Below are 18,313 nucleotides of genomic sequence, written 5' to 3' on the forward strand. Positions count from 1 at the left end.
TTTCAAGGCTCGACGGTCAACCCCCGGATCTTGGTCAGTCGGGCGGTCTGGAAGGAGAGTTCCGGGGTCACGGCGGTGATGGCGGCCCAGGGGTTGAGGTAGTCTTCCCGGAAGTCGAAGAGCAGCCGGAGACGGTTTTCGCCCAGGAAGCGAATGGACCGGAACAGGGCTCGGAGGTTGATTTCTCGTGAGCCGCGCTTGGTCTTCTTGGCAAAGGGGAACTGGTCAGCGGAGAGGAACGACCGCCATATGGCCGTTGCTTCAGCCCTTGAGGATGATTCGCGGCCCAGGAGGTGGAGCAGGTATTCCTCAAAAGCCGGTTGATCGGCCCGCCCCTTGAGCGGGGCGTCCTCCACGCCGCGAATCTCCAGCCCCTTGGGCACTTCCGGAGCCAGCCGGGCGCACAGTTCGGCGGCGGTCATGGGCGCGCGCAGCACCACGACCATTTCCTCGCGAACACTGCCCACGCCCACGGGCAGAGCCCGGCCAAAGGACATCCGGGGCATGGGATGGAAGCCCTGAGAGAAGCTCATGGCCACCCCGGCCCGGCGCATGCAGCGCTCGAAAAGCCGGGTCAGTTCCAGTTGACTGAAATACACCGCCGGGCCGAGCTTGCGGTAGGCGATGCGCAGGGCGTTGGCTTTGGCCCCCAGGTCTTCAGGGACTTGCTCTGGTGTCCGGTCCACGTCCTCCTCGGGCTGCCGGGCCGGAACCAACCGGCTCCGGCCGTCCTCCGCATCCGTCCCATCTCTCCCATCCTTTCCATTCCCCAGCCACGGGGCCAAGCTGTCGGCGTGCTCGTCCTGATTCACCCGAGGCCGAATGTCCAGGCCGGTCTGGCGGCGCAGCGCGGTCTTGACCTTGGTCGTGGTGCAGACGCCGCAGCCCAGGCATTTGCCGTTGCGGCAGTCCGGCGTGGTTCGGCCCTCCAGGGCCAGGCGGCGCTCCCGCAGCAAAAAGGAGCGGCGGATACCGCTGGAAACGTGGTCCCAGGGCAGCGGCTGCTCCGGGTCTCTGGCCCGCAGATACCAGTCCGGGTCCAGGCCGCATTCCCGCATGGCCTCCAGCCAGGACTCCAGGCTCAGGGAATCGGCCCAACTGGAAAAGAGCGCGCCCTTGGCGAAAGCCCGTTCCACCACGTTCGCCAGAGCTCGGTCCCCGCGGGAAAAGACGCCCTCCAGGTAACTCATTTCCGGCATATGCCAGCGCATCACCAGCCGCTTGTGCGGCCGAAAGAGGTCCCTGAGCCGATTCAGACGCCGCCGGGTTTCCTCGAAGGACATCTGCTCCTCCCACTGGAACGGGGTCTGGGGCTTGGGCACGAAGGGAGAGATGGAGGCCGTGATTTGCAAGCGCTTGGCCCGCTCCCCGGCCGTGGCCGCCACTTTCAGGCAGAGGTCCACGATGGCCCGCAAATCTTCGTCCGTTTCCGTGGGCAGGCCGATCATGAAGTAGAGCTTCACCGCGGACCAGCCCCGGGCGAAGAGTTCGCGGGTATGGTCCAGCAGGGCCTGTTCGGTGATGTTTTTGTTGATCACGTCCCGCAGGCGCTGGCTTCCGGCTTCCGGGGCCAGGGTGATGCCGGTGCGGCGGATCCCGGCGATCATGTCCATGACCTGGCCGCTGACCGAGCCCACCCGGAGCGAGGGCAGGGAGACCGAGACCTGCCGATCCCGGCACCGGGCATGGCTGCGCTGAAACAGGGCGTCCAGGCAGGAAAAGTCCCCGGTGCTCAGGGAGAGAAAGGAGAGCTCGTCGAACCCGGTCCGTCCAAGGGCCTGCTGGATGATCCTGTCCAACTCGTCCAGGCGGCGTTCCCGGACCGGACGATAAATCATCCCGGCCTGGCAGAATCGACAGCCCCGGGTGCAGCCCCGGGCGATCTCGATGCTCAGACGGTCATGGACCACCGGCCCGAAGGGAACAACCTGGTTCGTGGGAAAGTCCGCGGCGCTCAGGTCCGGCAGGATGCGTTTCTCCACCTGGGCGTAGTTGGCGTAACGGGGGCGGAGCGCAGCTGAGAAGCTTGCGGCGTGTCCGGTGGGGCCGTCGGACTCGTCGACGGTAAAAAACGACGGCACGTAGCAGCCGGTGATCTCCCGGGCCGCCTGAAGAAATTCGGCCCTGGAGAGGCTTTGGGTCTTACAACGGTCGACCAGAGCCAGGATTTCCGGCAGGGCCTCTTCCCCGTCCCCGGCCAGGAACAGGTCGAAAAACGGAGCCATGGGTTCGGCGTTGAAAACCACTCCGCCGCCGCCGAGGATCAGGGGATGACTCTCGTCCCGGTCCTGGGAGCGAAACGGGATGCCCGCCAGGTCCAGCATGTACAGAACGTTGGTATAGCATAACTCGTGGGTCAGGCTGAAGGCGAGGACGTCCATGTCCCGCAGGGGGGTGCCGGATTCCAGGGTGCTCAAAGGCGTTCCCGAGTCTCGCAGGATTTGGGCCGCTTCCAGAGGCGGGGCAAAGGCCCGTTCGGCCCAGAACTCCGGATGAGCGTTCACCGCATGGTAAAGGATGCGCCCGCCCAGGTAGGACATGCCCACCTCGTACAGGTCCGGAAAGGCCAGGGCCGCGCGCACTTGCACGCGGGAAGGGTCCTTGTGCACGGCATTGGGCTCGGTGCCCAGGTACTGGCTGGGGCGGGGAAGCAGGGGGAGCAGGTCACGCATGGGGTGGGTCTCATAGAACGAACAAAGGGCGGCGGGATATGGGGAGCACCGCCGCCCTTTGTCGAAGAAGGGGTCCGAAGCCGGAAGGGACGCTATTTGATCAGGGAGATGCCTTTCCCGCCGGGAGCTCCACCGGGACCGCCCATGTTCTTCAGGCGTTGCAGGTCCCCGGGAGAGGACAGGGTCAGGTTGCTGCTGGCTTCCATGTATTTGGTTTTCAGCTCGTCCGGGAAGGTCTTGTAGACGTAAATGATGTGGTCCATGGAAATTTCGCCGGTGATCTCGTTCTCAAAGGGGTAGCCGAAGGGCAGGAGCATCATCTGGACGCCGCCGCTCTGGGTGGGCATGGTCTGGATGACGGCGATGTCCTTGATTTTGTGTTCGCTTTCCTCCCACTTGCCAAGGGCCAGGTCGCCGGTGATCAGCTTCACCAATCGGATATCGTAAGCCATGAATTGCTCTCCTTTCCGTGAAATAAAGATGTAAAAAACAAAATAACCTATGGACTGGATACGCCGCTGTCAAGGAAGGGCGGAAGATCAACAGGGGGGGATTCGTTCTTATCAAAATCCAAATCGCGATCGAAATCGGAATCGAAATCGGAATTGGAAAATACTGTTCATCACCCTGTGATGACGTCATCTTCATGGATGAGGTTTCGATTTCGATCGCGATCGCGATCGCGATTTCGATTTCGATGAAGACGCCTATACGCTGGAGAATGAAAAAGGGAACGCGGGTAGAGCCGAACGGCTCCACCCGCGTTGTCGTGAGTCGTTGCCAGGGCCTCGCGGGCCGAAGGCACTGCTAGCAGGAAGAACAACTACCTGAGCAGCCTCCGCCTCCGCCGCCCATGCTCACGGTCGAGCTGACGGCGAACCCGTAAGGGGTCATGTCGACCTTGATGCCGCCGGCATTCTTGATCAAATCTTGATCGACGACAAAAGTGTAGCCTTCGATCGCGTGCACACTGTCGGAATCCCTCTGCTCATCCAGAGCAAGAGCAAGTTTCGGACCGCCTCAGCCGGGGGCCATGTACACGCGGATGGGCGAGCTGTCCTTGCCCTGAAAATAGCTGTCCAGCTGCTGCTTCGCGGACGGTGTCAATTCAAACATTGTAACCTCCAAGTGAAATAGTTCGTCAAGTCCACCATAATTAAATACGTGAACACGTTTTGTCAAATTCCAAGGGTCCCGGCAGGGATCAGGACGGCTGAAAAAGACGCAGACGCAGGGCGTTGGTGACCACGGAAACCGAACTCATGGCCATGGCCGCTCCGGCGATCATCGGGCTGAGGGTCGGGCCGCCGAAGGCGTAGAGCAGGCCGGCGGCGATGGGGATGCCCATGACGTTGTAGGCGAAGGCCCAGAACAGGTTCTGCTTGATGTTCCGGACAACGGCCCGGCTGAGGGTCAGGGCGGTGGTCAGGCCGTGCAGATTGCCGCTCATCAGGACCATGTCCCCGGATTCCATGGCCACGTCGATGCCCGTGCCCATGGCGACGCCCAGATCGGCCTTGGCCAGGGCCGGAGCGTCGTTGATTCCGTCACCGACCATGGCCACCTTGATCCCCTGTGCTTGGAGTTCAGCCACGGTTTCAGCCTTGTTCTCCGGCAGGACCTCGGCCCGGACGTCGTCGATTCCGGCCTGGGCCGCCACGGCCTGGGCTGTGCGTAGGTTGTCGCCGGTGAGCATGACCACCCGCAGGCCCATGCCCTTCAGCTTGGCGACCACTTCCCCGGCCTCGGGCTTGATCCGGTCGGCCACGGCCAGAATTCCGGCCGCGACACCGTCCACGGCCATGAGCAGGGGCGTCTTGCCCTGACCGGACAGCTTGTCGCGCATCTCCCGAAGTTGTGCGGAGTCCCAACCTTGAACCTGGTCGGTCTCCAGGAGCCGACTGTTGCCCAGGAGCACAACACGGCCTTCCACCCGGGCCCGGATACCCTGTCCGGGAATATAGGCGAAGTCATCGGCCCGAGGCTCTTCCAGGCCGCGTTCACGGGCCGACTGGACAATAGCCGCGGCCAGGGGGTGTTCGGAGCGGGCTTCAGCTCCGGCGGCCAGACGCAGCAGCTCGTTTTCAGACAGGGCCTGGCCGGACAGGATGAGGATGTCGGTCACTGCCGGGCGGCCTTCGGTCAGAGTGCCGGTCTTGTCCAGGACCACGGTCTTTACGCCGCGGGCCATTTCCAGAGCTTCCCCGCCCTTGATCAGCACGCCGAGCTGGGCTCCGCGTCCGGTACCGACCATGATCGCCGTGGGCGTGGCCAGCCCCATGGCGCAGGGACAGGCGATGACCAGCACCGCGATGAAGATTCGCAGGGCGAAGGTGAAGGCTTCCCCGGCCAAAAAATACCAGCCCAGGCCGGAGAGCACGGCCACGCAGATCACGATGGGCACGAAGTACAGGCTGAGGCGGTCCACCATGCTGGCGATGGGGGCCTTGGAGCCCTGGGCTTCCTGGACCAATCGGATGATCCTGGCCAGGACCGTGTCCCGGCCGACTCGCTCGGCGACCATGTAGATGGAGCCGTGGGCGTTCAGGGTGCCGCCGATCAGCGGATCGCCCTCCTTTTTGGACACGGGCAAGCTTTCCCCGGTGAGCATGGACTCGTCCACGCTGGTCTGGCCCTCGGTGAGCTTGCCGTCCACGGGAATACGCTCCCCGGGTTTGACCAGGAGCAGGTCCTGGGGCTGGATCCGTTCCACGGGGATGCTTTCCCGCCGGCCGTCACGAACTCGGGTGGCCGTGCTCGGCGTGAGGGCCATGAGTTGCCGGATGGCATCCGAGGTGCGCACCTTGGAGCGATTTTCCAGGTACTTGCCCAGCGTGACCAGGGCGATGATCACGGCCGCGGATTCGAAGTACAGGTCCATGGCCCTGGCCATGGGTTCGTGTCCCAGGGCGATCTCCAGAAGGTTCCAGGTGCTGTAGACCACCGCCGCGCCGGTGCCCACGGCGATCAGGGAATCCATGTTCGGGGCCCGCTTCCAGAGGTTGGGAAAGCCGCGCAGGTAAAATTCCCGACCGGCCCAGACCACGGGCAGGGTGAGCAGAAACTGGGCCAAGGCGAAGGTCAGCGGGGAGTGGTGCGGGCTGAGCAACCCCGGCATGGGCAGGCCGACCATTTCACCCATGGAAATGATGAAGATCGGGACGGCGAAGGCCATGGCCAGGATCAGCTTGGAACGCAGGGTTGCCAGCCGCTTGAGCATTTCCCGGCGTTGCGCGTCCATCAGCGATTCCCGCGGCCCTCCCTGCCCGGAGTCTTGGGTAAAGGCCTCGTACCCCGCGTCACGGACGGCCTCCAGAATGGCCGGAAGATTGACCTTTTCGGGTTGGAAGCGTACCTGAGCCGTTTCAGATGCGAGATTGACCTCGGCCGAATCCACGCCTTCCAATCCGGCAATGGCCTGCTCCACGCGACGCACGCAGGCCGCGCAGGTCATGCCCCGAATGCCCAGCTCCACCTGACCGCCCGAAAGGTCGGCGGACGCGTCGGTCTCGGGGTCAGCGCGCAGGTCGTATCCCGCATCCCGGACGGTCTGAAGCAGGCGACCCTCACGGTCCTCGGAACGTGAAGCGTTCGGGTCCCACTCCACGGACATGGTTTCGGTGGCCAGGTTCACGGAGACGGAACGGACCCCTGCCACCCCGGAAGCGGCATTTTCCACGCGGCGCACACAGGCCGCGCAGGTCATGCCCTGGACGACGTATTCGGATTTGCGGCGGGCTTCGGGCTGACTAGGGTGCCGGGCATGGACATTGGACTGAGGAGTGTTCATGGCGCTTCCGGGTTTGATGGTAGAGGGGGGCGTGGGGCGGGACACGAAAACTCGCGGTCGCTTGGTTTGTACGGTACGATTTTTCTCCGCTGTTGTGAACCGGCTTTTCACAACGACCATGGAATCAATCGAAATCGCTATCGAAATCGACATCGAAAAAAGCTCACCCTGATCATGCATTGAAAATTTTTCGCCCAAGACCGATTTCGATGCGTACTGATCGTCGATACATTTGGACGCCATCTTGCAAGGAGAAACCATATGCGGATCGGAGTACCGAAGGAGATCAAGGCGCAGGAGCGCCGCGTGGGGTTGTTTCCCTCCGGGATCAAGGCCCTGGTGGAGCACGGGCATGAGGTGGTCGTGGAATCCGGGGCCGGAGACGGCTGCGGGGCCCTGGACGACGTCTACGTCTCCCAAGGGGCGCGGATGGGAACCGCGGAAGAGGCCTGGAGCCAGGAACTGGTGATCAAGGTCAAGGAGCCGCTCAGCCAGGAATACAGGTACCTGCGCGAAGACCTGACTTTGTTCACCTATCTGCATTTGGCCGCGAACAAGACCTTAACCGACGCCCTGGTCCGGTCCGGTTGCGTGGCTATTGCCTATGAAACCGTGCAGTTGCCGGACAAAAGCCTGCCGCTGCTGGCGCCCATGTCCGAGATCGCCGGGCGGATGTCCGTGACCAAAGCCACGGAAATGCTTTGCCACTATAACGGCGGCGGCGGCGTGTTTCTGGGCGGAGTTACCGGCACGTTGCCGGCCCGGGTGGTGATCATCGGCGCGGGCATCTCCGGCGCGGGCGCGGCTCAGATGGCCGTGGGGCTGGGAGCTGACGTGCTGGTCCTGGACGTGGACATGGCCAAAATTTATCGACTGTACCACCATCTGGACCAGAAAATCAAAACCCTGTTCTCCAACGCCCTGAATATCGAAGACCAGGTGGTCAAGGCGGACGTGGTCATCAGCTGCGTGCTCATTCCCGGAGCCTCCGCGCCCAAGCTGATCACCAGGCAAATCATCGAGGCCATGAAGCCCGGCTCGGTGATCATGGACATCGCCATCGACCAGGGCGGATCCACGGAACTGTCCCGGCCCACCACCCACGACAATCCTTGCTTTCGAGTGGGCAACGGCGTCAATCTTTACTGCGTGGCCAACATGCCCGGGGCGTATTCCCGGACAGCCTCGGAATCCCTGACCAACGCGACCCTGCGCTACGCCCTGCAATTGGCGGACAAGGGGTGGCCCCGAGCCTGCCAGGAAGACCCGGCCCTGCGTCAGGGTTTGAACGTGGTCCGCGGAAAGGTGGTCTACAAGGCCGTGGCTGAGGCCTGCGAGTATGAATGGGCGGAATTTTAAGGGATGGCTGTTACTGAATGAGCGTTTGTGAATAGGGTGGTGCAGGCATCCTGCCTGCACGGACAGGCAAGATGCCTGTCCCACCATTTTACATGCCTCCTCCCACTCTCGCGGAGCAGAAAGCTCGGGCAGGGCAAAAATGGTAAATTGGGATCAGACAACTCCCTAAGCTGAATACGGATAAAAGCCGTCAGTTGGCTTGGTGAGACGGACGATGAAGGAGACTCCTCATGATGACACCGGCTGGAGGCGCGCAGACGGATAAAAAGACCCTGCTGCACGCCGAGGAAATCCGAAGGACCATGGAACGATTGGCCTACGAGGTCATCGAACGGCACGGCGAGGGCGCGAACCTGGCCCTGGTCGGGATTCAACGCCGCGGGGTGGAGCTGGCCAAGCGGCTGAAATCCGTCCTGGAGCAGCGCTTTGGGCGGGAAATTCCCTTTGGCAGTCTGGACATCAATCTGTACCGCGACGACTGGACCAATCTGGACGGCCAGCCGCAGATTCACAAAACCTGGATCCCGTTTCCCGTGGACGACCGGGAAATCATCCTGGTGGACGATGTCCTGTTCACGGGGCGAACCATTCGCGCGGCTCTGGAAGCCATTTTGGACTATGGACGTCCGAAACGAGTGGAACTGCTGGTCCTGGTGGACCGCGGTCACCGGGAACTGCCCATCCATGCGGACTATGTCGGGAAAAAGGTGAACACCTCCCAGCAGGAACAGGTGGACGTGTACGTCAAGGAGCAGGATGGAGAGGACGTGGTTTTTTTGAGCGAGATGAAGTGATAACGCTCCGAGCTCGGAGCGGAAGTCGACATCAGGGGAGAGAGTCATGGGCCATTTTTTTCGAGCTTTCGTAGGGATTGTCGGACTGGCGGCCATTTTTTGGGGTGCGGCGGGCACGGCCCTGGCGGAGGAGGGGATCGTTGAAAAAATTCAGCGCCGGTATGAATCCATCCAGTCGTTCCAGGCCGAGTTTACTCAGGAACTGACGGTGGCCGCCAGCCGGGAGAGCGAGGAGCGTCGAGGAGTCCTGTATTTTCGGTATCCCGGGCTGATCCGCTGGGAAACCGTCAGTCCTGAACCGGAACTGCTCATCGTCGGTTCCGAAGTGGTCTGGAACTATTTCGAGGACGAGGAAATCGCGTATCGCTACGCCGTGGAGGACGTGCTCGGTTCAGCCACGGTGCTGAAGATTCTCTCCGGGCAGGCCCGGCTGGACGACGATTTTCTGACCGAGGTGGACCTGGCCGAGGATACAGCCGCCACGGTGATCCGTCTCCGGCCCCGTGTTCCGGAGCCCAGCCTGGTGGAGGCCACGATCCGGGTCGATCCGGAAACGTTCTTGTTGCAGCAGGTCCTGGCCGTGGATTTTTACGGCAATATCAACCAGGTTACCTTGCACAACCTGCGTCTCGATCCGGACTTGGAGCCCACGCTGTTCGATTTCACGCCGCCGAAAGGGGTTCTGGTGCGGTAGGGGCGGACCTGTGTGTCCGCCCTTGCGGATGGCCGATCCCGCTGGTTTGATGGTTTCGTTTGCAACGTTTTGCCGCTCAATCGTGTGAATTTCGCCCATTCGAGACGTCGCCTCAACCCACAAGGGGCGCACACACAGGTGCGCCCCTACGGCACCCATCACCTTCAATCCGGGTGATCGAAACAATGTCAACCAAACAATTCGGCACCGTGAACCACACCGTGGCCCGGGTTTGCATTTTTCCTTCTGCTACGGCAAGTTCTTCTTTTGTCGAACCCTCGGAAACGCTCCTGAGTTTTTCCATGCATCAAGGTACATCTTCGCTACTCTTTTTTCGCCCTCCTTTTCGTTCCCTCTTTCTTGTCCTGGCAGCCTGCCTTTTTCTGCTGGCTCCGCCGGTCGTGGACCGGGCCTTCACGGCCATTCCGGACGCGGCCGCAAACATGACCCTGGACGAATTGGACCAGGCCATCAGCGATGATCCGCATAACGCCGCGCTGTACATCGCCCGGGCTCAGCGGCACATGTCCAATCGATCCTTCCCACGGGCCATCGTGGACTTGGACCAAGCCCTGCGCTTGGCCCCGGGCGATCCCACGGTCCTGAAGCTGCGCGGAGAAGCCTACGCCCGGATGGGCAATTGGGCCAGGTCCACGGCTGATTACGAGCAGGCGGTCCAATTGGCTCCGGAGAATGAAGGGGCTTTGTTCGGACTGGCTCGGGCCCGTCTGGAAGCCGGAGACCTCAACCGCGCTCTGGAGGAGCTGAGCCGGTTGTTGCGGGCCTCCCCGAACCATCTGGAAGGCCGCCTGTACCGGGGGCGGCTGTATCTGGAACGGGACAATCACCAACAGGCCCTGGCCGATTTCGACGTGGCCGCGTCGTTGGCGCCGGAGTCCGCCGAAGCCCTGTTTGGGCGAGGGAAGAGTTTGCGGGAACTGGGGCGGCTGGACCCGGCTTTGACCGATTTGACGCGGGCCATTCGCCTTGAGCCCACCGCTCCGGCCTACATGGAGCGAGGGCTGACCTCCGGCGCTCAGGGCGATCTGCGTTCCGCCCTGGACGATTTCAACACTGCCTTACGCTTGGCCCCTGGAGATGCGCTGATTCACTTTCACCGAGCCTCGTTGTACGCTTTGGCCGCGGATCATCAACGGGCCGTGGCCGACTTTACCCAGACCTTGAGCCGGGAGCCCGATCATCCCCAGGCCCTTTTGGGACGCGGCCTGGCGCACCAGGAATTGGAGCAGTATTCCCAGGCCATCGACGATTACACCCGGGTGATCCGCCTGGAACCGGACAATTACGGGGCCCTGAACAACCGCGGGGTGGTCCTTCTGCAACTCGGTCAACTGGCCCAAGGATGCGACGATCTGCGCGCGGCCTGCGCGTTGGGCCGCTGCACGACCCTGGATTTTGCCCGTAAGGAAGGCTACTGTCCGTGATGGTTCTTCCGATTTTCCTTTTACCCCGTGAGGACGGCCATGGCCCAGATCGTCATAGTTGACGACGAAGAGGACATTCGCACCACGTTGCGGGGCATCCTGGAGGACGAGGGCCACGAGGTCCGGGAGGCGGCCAGCGGGGAACAAGGTCTGGAGGTGCTTGCCGAAGCCGACCCGGATCTGTGCTTTCTGGACATCTGGTTGCCGGGCATGGACGGCCTGGAGGTGCTGGATCGGGTTCACGGGGCGTTGCCGCATCTGCCGATGATCATGATCTCGGGCCACGGCAATATTGAAACCGCGGTCATGGCCATCAAGAAAGGCGCTTTCGACTTCATCGAAAAGCCGCTCTCCCTGGAAAAGGTCCTGGTGACCACGGCCAAGGCCGTGGAATTCAAGGAACTGCGCCAGGAAAACATGGTTCTGCGCAGCCAGATCCGGGACACTCGGGTCCAGGAATTGACCGGGGAGACGCCCCGGGTCCAGCAGTTGCAGCAGCAGGTTCGTCAGGTCGCGCCCACCGAGGCCTGGGTGCTGATCACCGGCGAGAACGGCACCGGCAAGGAAATCGTAGCCCGGTCCCTGCATCAGCTCAGTCACAGGGTGAACAAGCTCCTGGTGGAGGTGAACTGCGCGGCCATTCCCGAGGAATTGATCGAAAGTGAGCTGTTCGGTCATGAAAAAGGCGCCTTCACCAGCGCGGACCGGGCTCAGGTGGGCAAGTTCGAGTTGGCCCACGGCGGCACCTTGTTTCTGGACGAAATCGGGGACATGAGCCTGAAGACCCAGGCCAAGATTCTGCGCATCCTGCAGGAGCAGCGTTTTGAACGGGTCGGAGGGCGGAAGACCATCCAGGTGGATGTCCGGGTGATCGCGGCCACGAACAAGAACCTGCCCGAGGAGATTCGCGCCGGACGGTTTCGGGAGGATCTCTACTACCGGCTGAAGGTGTTTCCGCTGTATGTCCCGCCCCTGCGGGCGCGGGTCGCGGACATTCCGCTGCTCCTGGCCGATTTCATGGGCGGCCTGATCCGGACCCAGGGTTTCAAAGCCCTGCGCTTTCCCCCGGAGACCATGGCCGCACTGCAACGTTACCCCTGGCCGGGCAATGTCCGCGAGTTGAAGAATTTTCTGGAGCGGATGTGCATTATGTATCCCGGACAAACCATCCTGCCGGAGATGCTGCCGCCGGAGATGCTGGTCACGGACCACGGCGCGGGCAACGGTCGCGGACCTTTTGACCCGGACGACGACTGGCCGGTGGACTTCAAGGCGGCCCGGGCCCAGTTCGAGGCCAAGTTTCTGGAGGATAAGCTGAACAGCTGCAACGGCAGCGTCACCCGGCTGGCGGAAACCATCGGCATGGAGCGCACCTATCTGTACAAAAAGCTCCGTGGTCTCGGCCTCAAGACAGCGGACTGAAGACCTTTGGCGCAGAACGGCAACCGAACCCGTTTCACCCCCAACCCTCATACCTTTACATTATGACCTCCTACAGCAAAGCCGGAATCATCGTCATCCTCATGGCCCTGTTCGCTTCCGTGGGGCTGATCCAACACTACACCACCACCCAGTCCCAATTGACCGGACCGGAAATCGATCCGGCCCCGGCCCTGCCCGGGGTGCCGGGAGAATTGCCGCGACTGGTGAACCTGAAAACCGAAAACTGCATTCACTGCAAACGGATGATCCCCATCTTGGCGGAGTTGGAGAGAGGGCACGGCGAAGCGTTTCGCATCTACACCTTCGACGTGGGCCTTCGTCCGGACATCGGGCGCTCCTTCGGGACCATCCGCGTCCTGCCGACCCTGATCTTTTTTGACCAGGACGGACGGGAGGTTCTGCGTTACGAGGGCTATATGTCCAAGGCGGACATCCTGTCCCGATTTTCGAGCCTTGGCTTGACGGGCTGATCATCCGTCGGCGACGAGCCGCCCTTCAGCGCACGTTCTCCCTGTCTCGTGATTGCCGTGCGGTTCAGGCGGCGTCGCTGAGGGTATCGGCCGCCTCCGGGCCGCGAGCTTGGCTGCCAGGGCCGCGCCCCACAGTCCGCTGTCCTGGTTGGTATTCAGGACGACCGGGATGTCCTGGAGCAGAGCCCGGTAGTTGGGGTTGTCCGTGAATTCGCGAAAAAACTCCGGGTGTCGCATCAGGCCGGGATTTTTGGCCGCCACCCCGCCGGTGACCACGATTCCGCCGGTGGCCAGAATATTCAGGGCAAAGTGGCGGCAGGCCCGGCCGTAGAACCGGGCAAACCAGCTCATCACGGGCGATGTTTCGTCCATGGCGGCGGCAGCCTGCTCCGGCCTGAGGTCCTGGCCGAAGTGGAAGCGGTGCAGCAAGGCCAAGCCTTGGCCGGAAACGACCACATCCCCATAAACATACTCCAGCCCCAGTTCGCGGCGCACGAAGTCTTCGAAGGCCGCCTCCTCTCGGTTCACGAACGCGAAAGCGGCGTGTCCCGCCTCCGAAGGCCATGCCAGAAAGCTCCTCCCAGGAAAGTCCCCCAAGCCCTGCTCAGGCAACGGGGCCAGCATCCCATGGCCCAGCCCGGTCCCCGCGCCGATCACTCCCACCATGCCCCGTTCATTCCGCCGACCGGCGTTGATCGTGACGGCCTCATCCAGGGCCGCGGTCTTGCAGGCATAAGCCTGGGCCGCGAAATCGTTGAGCAGGATCAGTGTGTCCGGGAGGCCGGACAGGTTCGTGGAGCGGACGTCGATGGCCCAGGGGATGTTCGGCGGGTCGGCCTGGATCCCGCCTTGCACCGCTCCGGCCACGGCCAGAGCCCCGGCCCGACAGTGCGACAACTCCGGCCCCAGGGGGCCGTCCTTGAGCAATCGCAATAGATCATTGAATGATTCTGCCTCAGAGGTGGGAATCCGCTCCACGCTGCGGAGCCGCATGGTGCCGCCGAGATCCTCAAACAGCGCGAACCGACTGGTGGTCCCTCCGATGTCCGCTGCCAGATACAGGGGGGTTGGAGGTGTTTGCTCCGATTCACCAAACACCACGGCGCAACATCGGGAGCTTTGATCCCCAAAAAGCCCCGCGTAATGGCCCTTGCTCTTTCCTGTTTCGGACATGTTTCCTCCCTTGTGAATCAATCTGGGCGAGACGTTGTAGATCGGAACGGCTACCAATAGCACCACGCCTGGGATAACGGCAACCAAAAAGCGGCTGATTCCGAGAGCCAGGGCCTTCGGTTGGGCGAGGCGGAGAGGCGTTATCAGCCTGCAAGGAAGGCCGTTTTTCCCCGCGGGACGCGATGACGGCAATTTGTGGCGCGGGAACGTCTCGGTTGAGTCAAATTTTATTCTTGACAATGTGAATCATTCCTCTTAATAAAGAACTCGTGTCTGCCAGTTGCGACATTCAACCTACTCAACCAAGGGAGGAACTTGTTATGGGATGTGACGTCAAACCGCATCATGAACCGGTGGAACATGTGAAAATTGGAAAGAAGGTTTGCAATTTCACCATGGAAACCTACGACCCGAAAGAGGGGTCTTTCGGGACCGTAAGCTTGAAGGAACTGAACAAGGCCGGAAAATGGGTAGTGCTCTTTTTCTACCCGGCGGACTTCACCTTTGTCTGCCCCACGGAATTGGCCGACTTGGCGGACAAATACGCGGCCCTGGAGCAGATGGGTTGCGAGGTGGTCGCCGTGTCCACGGACACCAAGTTCTCACACTTGGCCTGGAGGAACAGCGAGAAGCTGCTGGAGAAGGTGAAGTACATCATGGCCGCGGACCCCAACGGCGCGGTGTCCCGCTATTTCGGGGTCTACGACTGCCATACCGGGTTGGATCTGCGTGGGACGTTCATCATCAATCCGGAAGGGGTTTTGGTCTCTTCGGAGATCAATTTCTACAACGTGGGGCGGAACTCGGACGAGCTGCTGCGGAAGATGGAGGCCAACATCTACCTCCTGGACCATCCGGCGGAAGCCTGCCCCGCGAAATGGACCAAGGGCGAAAAGACCCTGACGCCGTCGGAAAAGCTGGTGGGCAAGGTGTACGAATCCTTGAATGAATAGACGGTCATCCCTTCCCTGGAATGGCCATTGAACGGGTCGGCGTCCTTGTGACGTTGACCCGTTCTTTTTTTACGTGGGTCACTCGGCGTACATTTCCGTGATCAGGGTGCGCAGTTGGGCTGCCTGGGCGTCGGAGATCTGGTCGATTTTCCGGATCAGCCGCTGCCTGCTGATGGTTCGAATTTGATCCACGGCGATTTCGGAGCTTTTCCCCGCGCATTCGACCTGAAGGCGAGAGCGCCAGCGAGGATGCAGGCGCGTGGTCAGTGGGCAGACGACCACGGTTTCCAGGTGTCGGTTCATTTCGTCCCGGCTGACGATGACCACCGGGCGGACCTTTTTGATCTCTCCTCCGATGGTCGGGTTGAGGTCGGCAAGGTAAATTTCGTATCTAGAAATTGTCGTCATCGCCATTTTCCAACCCGTCCAGCAGTGTGGCCTCGAAATCGTCCCAAGACTCCTTTTCTTCGGCCATGGTCTGGAATGTGTCCTCCCAACTAAGCTTGCCGTCCCTTTCTCCGCGTAAGAGCAATCCTTTTTCGGTTTCCTCCAGCACGAGGGTACTTAGAAAACCGTATTTCTTGATGAGTTTGCTCGGTATCCTGACGCCTTTCGAGTTGCCGATGGGAACGAGCTTGATGGGGTGTGAGCGGGCGTGATGCTCCATGCGTTGTGCTCCTTTGTGCCGTGTTCGAGATGCTGTTCCGCTTCATTTCAATAGAAATATAATTACTGTAATTACTATATTTCGGTCGTGTCAATTGGAACGGTCGTGATCCCCACGACACCATCTCCGACGGCTTGCCCTTCATCCGTGCACCCTGCTAGAGGTGACGCGGAAACGCGGGGAATGATCTGGTCGGCGTGGATGTTTCAAATGGGGCGCGTGCCGACGGTCTTGGTCATAAACAAGGAAGCCATGGAGCACGTTCTTGCGGTTTTGGCCGCCACGGGGCTGGGCGTTGGCGGGATCGACTTTCTGATTGCCTCGGGAACCAGTTTTTTGTTGATCTTCGCCGCGGAGATCGGCGACAAGAGCCAGTTGGTCTGTATGGTCATGGCCGCCCGGCACCGGGCTTTTCCGGTGATGGTCGGCAGTGCATTGGCCTTTGTGGTCTTGAACACCCTGGCGGTGGTTTTCGGAGCGGCCCTGGCCAATTGGATTCCGGAGGTGATGGTCTATGCCATTGTGGCGGTGTTGTTTCTGGTCTTCGGCATCCAGAGCATGCGGGCCGAGGAGGAGCCTGACCGGGAATGCGCGAGTCCGCCAAGCGGGCACGGCATTTTCCTGGCCACTTTTGCCCTGATCTTCGTGGCCGAGTTCGGCGACAAGACGCAGTTGGCCGTGGTCGGTTTGAGCAGTACGAGTATTCCCCTGGCCGTTTGGGCCGGAGCCACGACGGCCTTGATCCTCACCTCCGCCCTGGGGATCTGGGCCGGTTGCACCGTGCTGCAACGCATTCCCATGAAACTGCTGCACCGCGTCAGCGGGATATTTTTCATCATCTTGGCGCTCTTCGCGGCCTTTCAGACTTGGCAAGCGATTTCGTAGCACCTACGGAAGGCCGTGGCCGCTCAATTTTACTTCAGGAGAGGGACGATTCGATGCATATTCACAAACGTGTTCTGGTTACCGGTGGGGCGGGTTTTTTGGGATCGTGGCTGTGTGAACGGTTGCTGGAGCGCGGTTGCATGGTGCTGTGCCTGGACAACTATTTCACCGGGTCCCGGATGAACGTGGAGCATTTGCTGGACAACAAGCACTTCGAGATCATGCGCCATGACGTGACTTTTCCGCTGTTCGTGGAAGTGGATGAAATCTACAACCTGGCCTGCCCGGCGTCTCCCATCCATTACCAGCACGATCCGGTGCAAACGACGAAGACATCGGTCCATGGAGCCATCAACATGCTCGGGCTGGCCAAGCGGACCCGGGCCAAAATCATGCAGGCTTCCACCTCCGAGGTCTACGGCAATCCCACCGTGCACCCGCAGCCGGAGAGTTACTGGGGCAACGTCAATCCCACCGGGCCCCGTTCCTGTTACGACGAAGGCAAGCGCTGCGCCGAGACCCTGTTTTTCGATTACCACCGCCAGCACAAGCTGCGGATCAAGGTAGCCCGGATCTTCAACACGTACGGGCCGAGGATGCATCCCAACGACGGTCGGGTGGTCTCCAACTTCATCGTCCAGGCCCTGTTGGGCAGGCCCATCACCATTTACGGCGACGGCTCGCAGACTCGGTCATTCTGTTACGTGGAGGATCTGATCGACGGATTTCTAAGGCTGATGGACTCTCCGGACGAATTCACCGGCCCGGTCAATCTGGGCAATCCCGGGGAATTCACCATCAAGGAACTGGCCGAGAAAGTGGTGGCCATGACCGGGTCCGCGTCGGAGATCGTGTACAAGCCGCTGCCCAAAGACGACCCGGAACGTCGTAGGCCGGACATCAGCCTGGCCAAGCAGCGGCTGGGTTGGGAACCACGGGTCAAGCTCGAGGACGGATTGGTCAAGACCGTGGACTTCTTCGAGCATCTGATCAAGAAATTCGGTCCGGCGGGCATCCTTGGCTAGACGGGTTAGACGGATCGGGGCTAGACGAATCGGGATAGACGGACGACGACTCGCTGGAGGTCAGCATGACGGAACACTCTCGAGAACCGGAACGGGACACCCTGTACCTTTCCGCTCCGGTGAACGCCCTGGTGGAAGGGATCTACCGCCAGAACACCACCCTGGGCCAGCTCAGGGAACATGGAGATTTCGGGCTGGGGACGTTCAACGATCTGGACGGGGAACTCGTCCTCTTGGGCGGCTCGGCGTTCCAGATCACCGGAGACGGTCGGGTGCACAGGCCTGGGGACGACGTCTTGACGCCCTTTGCCTGCGTCTGTTTTTTCCGGGAACTGACCTTTGAGGAGATCGACTCCGGCTTCACGGATCTGGAGACCCTGTTGGCCCTGCTGGAAAACGAGTTTCCTTCTCCGAACATGATGTACGCCCTGCGGGTGGACGGAGATTTCGAGTTCGTGCGCACCCGGTCCGTGCCCAAGCAGGACCAGTATCGGCCCCTGACCGAGGCGACCAGGGATCAACCCACCTTTGAGATGAGCAATCTCTCCGGAACTCTGGCCGGATTCTTCACTCCGAGGTTCATGTCCTCCCTGAGCGTGCCCGGAGTGCACCTGCACTTCATTTCCGAGGACCGCCAGCGCGGCGGGCACCTCCTCCAATGCCGGGCCGTGCGCGCCCGTATCGGGATTCAGATCCTGCGCAGCCTGCGCATGGACCTGCCCGTGACCCTGGACTACCTGACCGCGGACCTGAGCCGGGACACCACCCAGGCCTTGCACCAGGCGGAAACCGAGCAGGGTTGATGACAAAGACACTCTGACGCTTTCCGGATCGAAATCGCTATCGAAATCGAAATCGAAAGCTTGTCAGAAAACGATTTCGATCTCGATAGCGATTTCGATGACGGATTGACGCGACAAGGGCTGGCAATTCGGCCATCCCT

The 18,313-nt window shown here is 61.2% G+C and carries 17 protein-coding genes; 10 read left to right on the forward strand and 7 right to left on the reverse strand.

Annotated features, from left to right (window positions below; genetic code table 11):
• Positions 1-2 precede the first annotated feature (2 nt).
• From AC559A_RS03355 to AC559A_RS03370, 4 genes are all read right to left on the reverse strand, one after another.
• A complete protein-coding gene (locus AC559A_RS03355; RefSeq protein WP_498816237.1) occupies positions 3-2,672 on the reverse strand; it encodes a TIGR03960 family B12-binding radical SAM protein in 2,670 nt (889 codons plus the stop codon).
• Positions 2,673-2,764: 92 nt separating this feature from the next.
• Entirely contained in the window at positions 2,765-3,124 is a 360-nt protein-coding gene (locus AC559A_RS03360; RefSeq protein ID WP_035261724.1) for a hypothetical protein, read from the reverse strand.
• Positions 3,125-3,479: 355 nt separating this feature from the next.
• Positions 3,480-3,788, reverse strand: a complete 309-nt coding sequence (locus AC559A_RS03365; protein WP_084032023.1) for an IscA/HesB family protein — start codon at positions 3,786-3,788, stop codon at positions 3,480-3,482.
• 88 nt (positions 3,789-3,876) lie between these two features.
• Positions 3,877-6,462, reverse strand: coding sequence for a heavy metal translocating P-type ATPase (locus AC559A_RS03370; protein ID WP_498816240.1), 2,586 nt, complete (start codon positions 6,460-6,462; stop codon positions 3,877-3,879).
• 261 nt (positions 6,463-6,723) lie between these two features.
• Here AC559A_RS03370 and ald point away from each other — a divergent pair, with 261 nt between their 5' ends.
• The 6 genes from ald to AC559A_RS03400 all read left to right on the forward strand — a co-directional run bounded on the left by ald (position 6,724) and on the right by AC559A_RS03400 (position 12,667).
• A complete protein-coding gene (gene ald, locus AC559A_RS03375; protein ID WP_498816241.1) occupies positions 6,724-7,821 on the forward strand; it encodes an alanine dehydrogenase in 1,098 nt (365 codons plus the stop codon).
• 230 nt (positions 7,822-8,051) lie between these two features.
• Positions 8,052-8,615, forward strand: a complete 564-nt coding sequence (gene pyrR / locus AC559A_RS03380; protein WP_498816243.1) for a bifunctional pyr operon transcriptional regulator/uracil phosphoribosyltransferase PyrR — start codon at positions 8,052-8,054, stop codon at positions 8,613-8,615.
• Positions 8,616-8,661: 46 nt separating this feature from the next.
• Positions 8,662-9,309, forward strand: a complete 648-nt coding sequence (gene lolA, locus AC559A_RS03385) for an outer membrane lipoprotein periplasmic chaperone LolA (RefSeq protein WP_498816244.1) — start codon at positions 8,662-8,664, stop codon at positions 9,307-9,309.
• A gap of 302 nt (positions 9,310-9,611) precedes the next feature.
• Complete coding sequence (locus tag AC559A_RS03390) at positions 9,612-10,754, forward strand: tetratricopeptide repeat protein (protein ID WP_498816245.1); 1,143 nt, start codon at positions 9,612-9,614, stop codon at positions 10,752-10,754.
• Between the two features lie 39 nt (positions 10,755-10,793).
• Positions 10,794-12,176, forward strand: coding sequence for a sigma-54-dependent transcriptional regulator (locus AC559A_RS03395; protein WP_498816247.1), 1,383 nt, complete (start codon positions 10,794-10,796; stop codon positions 12,174-12,176).
• 62 nt (positions 12,177-12,238) lie between these two features.
• Positions 12,239-12,667 (forward strand): thioredoxin family protein, encoded by a 429-nt coding sequence (locus tag AC559A_RS03400; protein WP_051434606.1) that lies wholly within the window; start codon positions 12,239-12,241, stop codon positions 12,665-12,667.
• Here the strand turns inward: AC559A_RS03400 and AC559A_RS03405 are convergent, their stop codons facing one another.
• Positions 12,668-13,840 (reverse strand): glucokinase, encoded by a 1,173-nt coding sequence (locus AC559A_RS03405; RefSeq protein ID WP_498816249.1) that lies wholly within the window; start codon positions 13,838-13,840, stop codon positions 12,668-12,670. It abuts the gene before it with no gap.
• A 320-nt stretch (positions 13,841-14,160) separates the two neighbouring features.
• On the opposite strand from AC559A_RS03405, the gene AC559A_RS03410 reads away from it, so the two are divergent.
• The gene (locus tag AC559A_RS03410) at positions 14,161-14,793 is read left to right on the forward strand and encodes a peroxiredoxin (protein WP_051434604.1); all 633 of its coding nucleotides are present in this window, start codon (positions 14,161-14,163) and stop codon (positions 14,791-14,793) included.
• Positions 14,794-14,871: 78 nt separating this feature from the next.
• On the opposite strand, the gene AC559A_RS03415 is transcribed toward AC559A_RS03410, so the two are convergent.
• The gene (locus AC559A_RS03415; protein ID WP_498816250.1) at positions 14,872-15,201 is read right to left on the reverse strand and encodes a type II toxin-antitoxin system PemK/MazF family toxin; all 330 of its coding nucleotides are present in this window, start codon (positions 15,199-15,201) and stop codon (positions 14,872-14,874) included.
• On the reverse strand, positions 15,185-15,460 hold the full coding sequence (locus AC559A_RS03420; protein ID WP_028573522.1) for an AbrB/MazE/SpoVT family DNA-binding domain-containing protein: 276 nt from the start codon (positions 15,458-15,460) through the stop codon (positions 15,185-15,187). Before AC559A_RS03420 ends, AC559A_RS03415 begins: the two co-directional genes overlap by 17 nt.
• 210 nt (positions 15,461-15,670) lie before the next feature.
• On the opposite strand from AC559A_RS03420, the gene AC559A_RS03425 reads away from it, so the two are divergent.
• From AC559A_RS03425 to budA, 3 genes are all read left to right on the forward strand, one after another.
• A complete protein-coding gene (locus tag AC559A_RS03425) occupies positions 15,671-16,345 on the forward strand; it encodes a TMEM165/GDT1 family protein (protein WP_211239050.1) in 675 nt (224 codons plus the stop codon).
• 53 nt (positions 16,346-16,398) lie between these two features.
• A complete protein-coding gene (locus tag AC559A_RS03430; RefSeq protein WP_028572464.1) occupies positions 16,399-17,370 on the forward strand; it encodes a UDP-glucuronic acid decarboxylase family protein in 972 nt (323 codons plus the stop codon).
• Between the two features lie 65 nt (positions 17,371-17,435).
• Positions 17,436-18,173 (forward strand): acetolactate decarboxylase, encoded by a 738-nt coding sequence (gene budA / locus AC559A_RS03435; protein ID WP_028572463.1) that lies wholly within the window; start codon positions 17,436-17,438, stop codon positions 18,171-18,173.
• Positions 18,174-18,313 lie beyond the last annotated feature (140 nt).

The organism is Desulfonatronum zhilinae, from assembly GCF_900182865.1.
In the GTDB taxonomy this organism is placed as follows: domain Bacteria; phylum Desulfobacterota; class Desulfovibrionia; order Desulfovibrionales; family Desulfonatronaceae; genus Desulfonatronum; species Desulfonatronum lacustre.

What these genes read in the sequence shown, in the direction of transcription:
- AC559A_RS03355 (WP_498816237.1), bottom strand. Translation starts at nt 2,672, where the DNA reads ATGCGTGACCTGCTCCCCCTGCTTCCCCGCCCCAGCCAGTACCTGGGC.
- AC559A_RS03360 (WP_035261724.1), bottom strand. Translation starts at nt 3,124, where the DNA reads ATGGCTTACGATATCCGATTGGTGAAGCTGATCACCGGCGACCTGGCC.
- AC559A_RS03370 (WP_498816240.1), bottom strand. Translation starts at nt 6,462, where the DNA reads ATGAACACTCCTCAGTCCAATGTCCATGCCCGGCACCCTAGTCAGCCC.
- ald (WP_498816241.1), top strand. Translation starts at nt 6,724, where the DNA reads ATGCGGATCGGAGTACCGAAGGAGATCAAGGCGCAGGAGCGCCGCGTG.
- pyrR (WP_498816243.1), top strand. Translation starts at nt 8,052, where the DNA reads ATGATGACACCGGCTGGAGGCGCGCAGACGGATAAAAAGACCCTGCTG.
- lolA (WP_498816244.1), top strand. Translation starts at nt 8,662, where the DNA reads ATGGGCCATTTTTTTCGAGCTTTCGTAGGGATTGTCGGACTGGCGGCC.
- AC559A_RS03390 (WP_498816245.1), top strand. Translation starts at nt 9,612, where the DNA reads ATGCATCAAGGTACATCTTCGCTACTCTTTTTTCGCCCTCCTTTTCGT.
- AC559A_RS03395 (WP_498816247.1), top strand. Translation starts at nt 10,794, where the DNA reads ATGGCCCAGATCGTCATAGTTGACGACGAAGAGGACATTCGCACCACG.
- AC559A_RS03400 (WP_051434606.1), top strand. Translation starts at nt 12,239, where the DNA reads ATGACCTCCTACAGCAAAGCCGGAATCATCGTCATCCTCATGGCCCTG.
- AC559A_RS03405 (WP_498816249.1), bottom strand. Translation starts at nt 13,840, where the DNA reads ATGTCCGAAACAGGAAAGAGCAAGGGCCATTACGCGGGGCTTTTTGGG.
- AC559A_RS03410 (WP_051434604.1), top strand. Translation starts at nt 14,161, where the DNA reads ATGGGATGTGACGTCAAACCGCATCATGAACCGGTGGAACATGTGAAA.
- AC559A_RS03415 (WP_498816250.1), bottom strand. Translation starts at nt 15,201, where the DNA reads ATGACGACAATTTCTAGATACGAAATTTACCTTGCCGACCTCAACCCG.
- AC559A_RS03420 (WP_028573522.1), bottom strand. Translation starts at nt 15,460, where the DNA reads ATGGAGCATCACGCCCGCTCACACCCCATCAAGCTCGTTCCCATCGGC.
- AC559A_RS03425 (WP_211239050.1), top strand. Translation starts at nt 15,671, where the DNA reads ATGGGGCGCGTGCCGACGGTCTTGGTCATAAACAAGGAAGCCATGGAG.
- AC559A_RS03430 (WP_028572464.1), top strand. Translation starts at nt 16,399, where the DNA reads ATGCATATTCACAAACGTGTTCTGGTTACCGGTGGGGCGGGTTTTTTG.
- budA (WP_028572463.1), top strand. Translation starts at nt 17,436, where the DNA reads ATGACGGAACACTCTCGAGAACCGGAACGGGACACCCTGTACCTTTCC.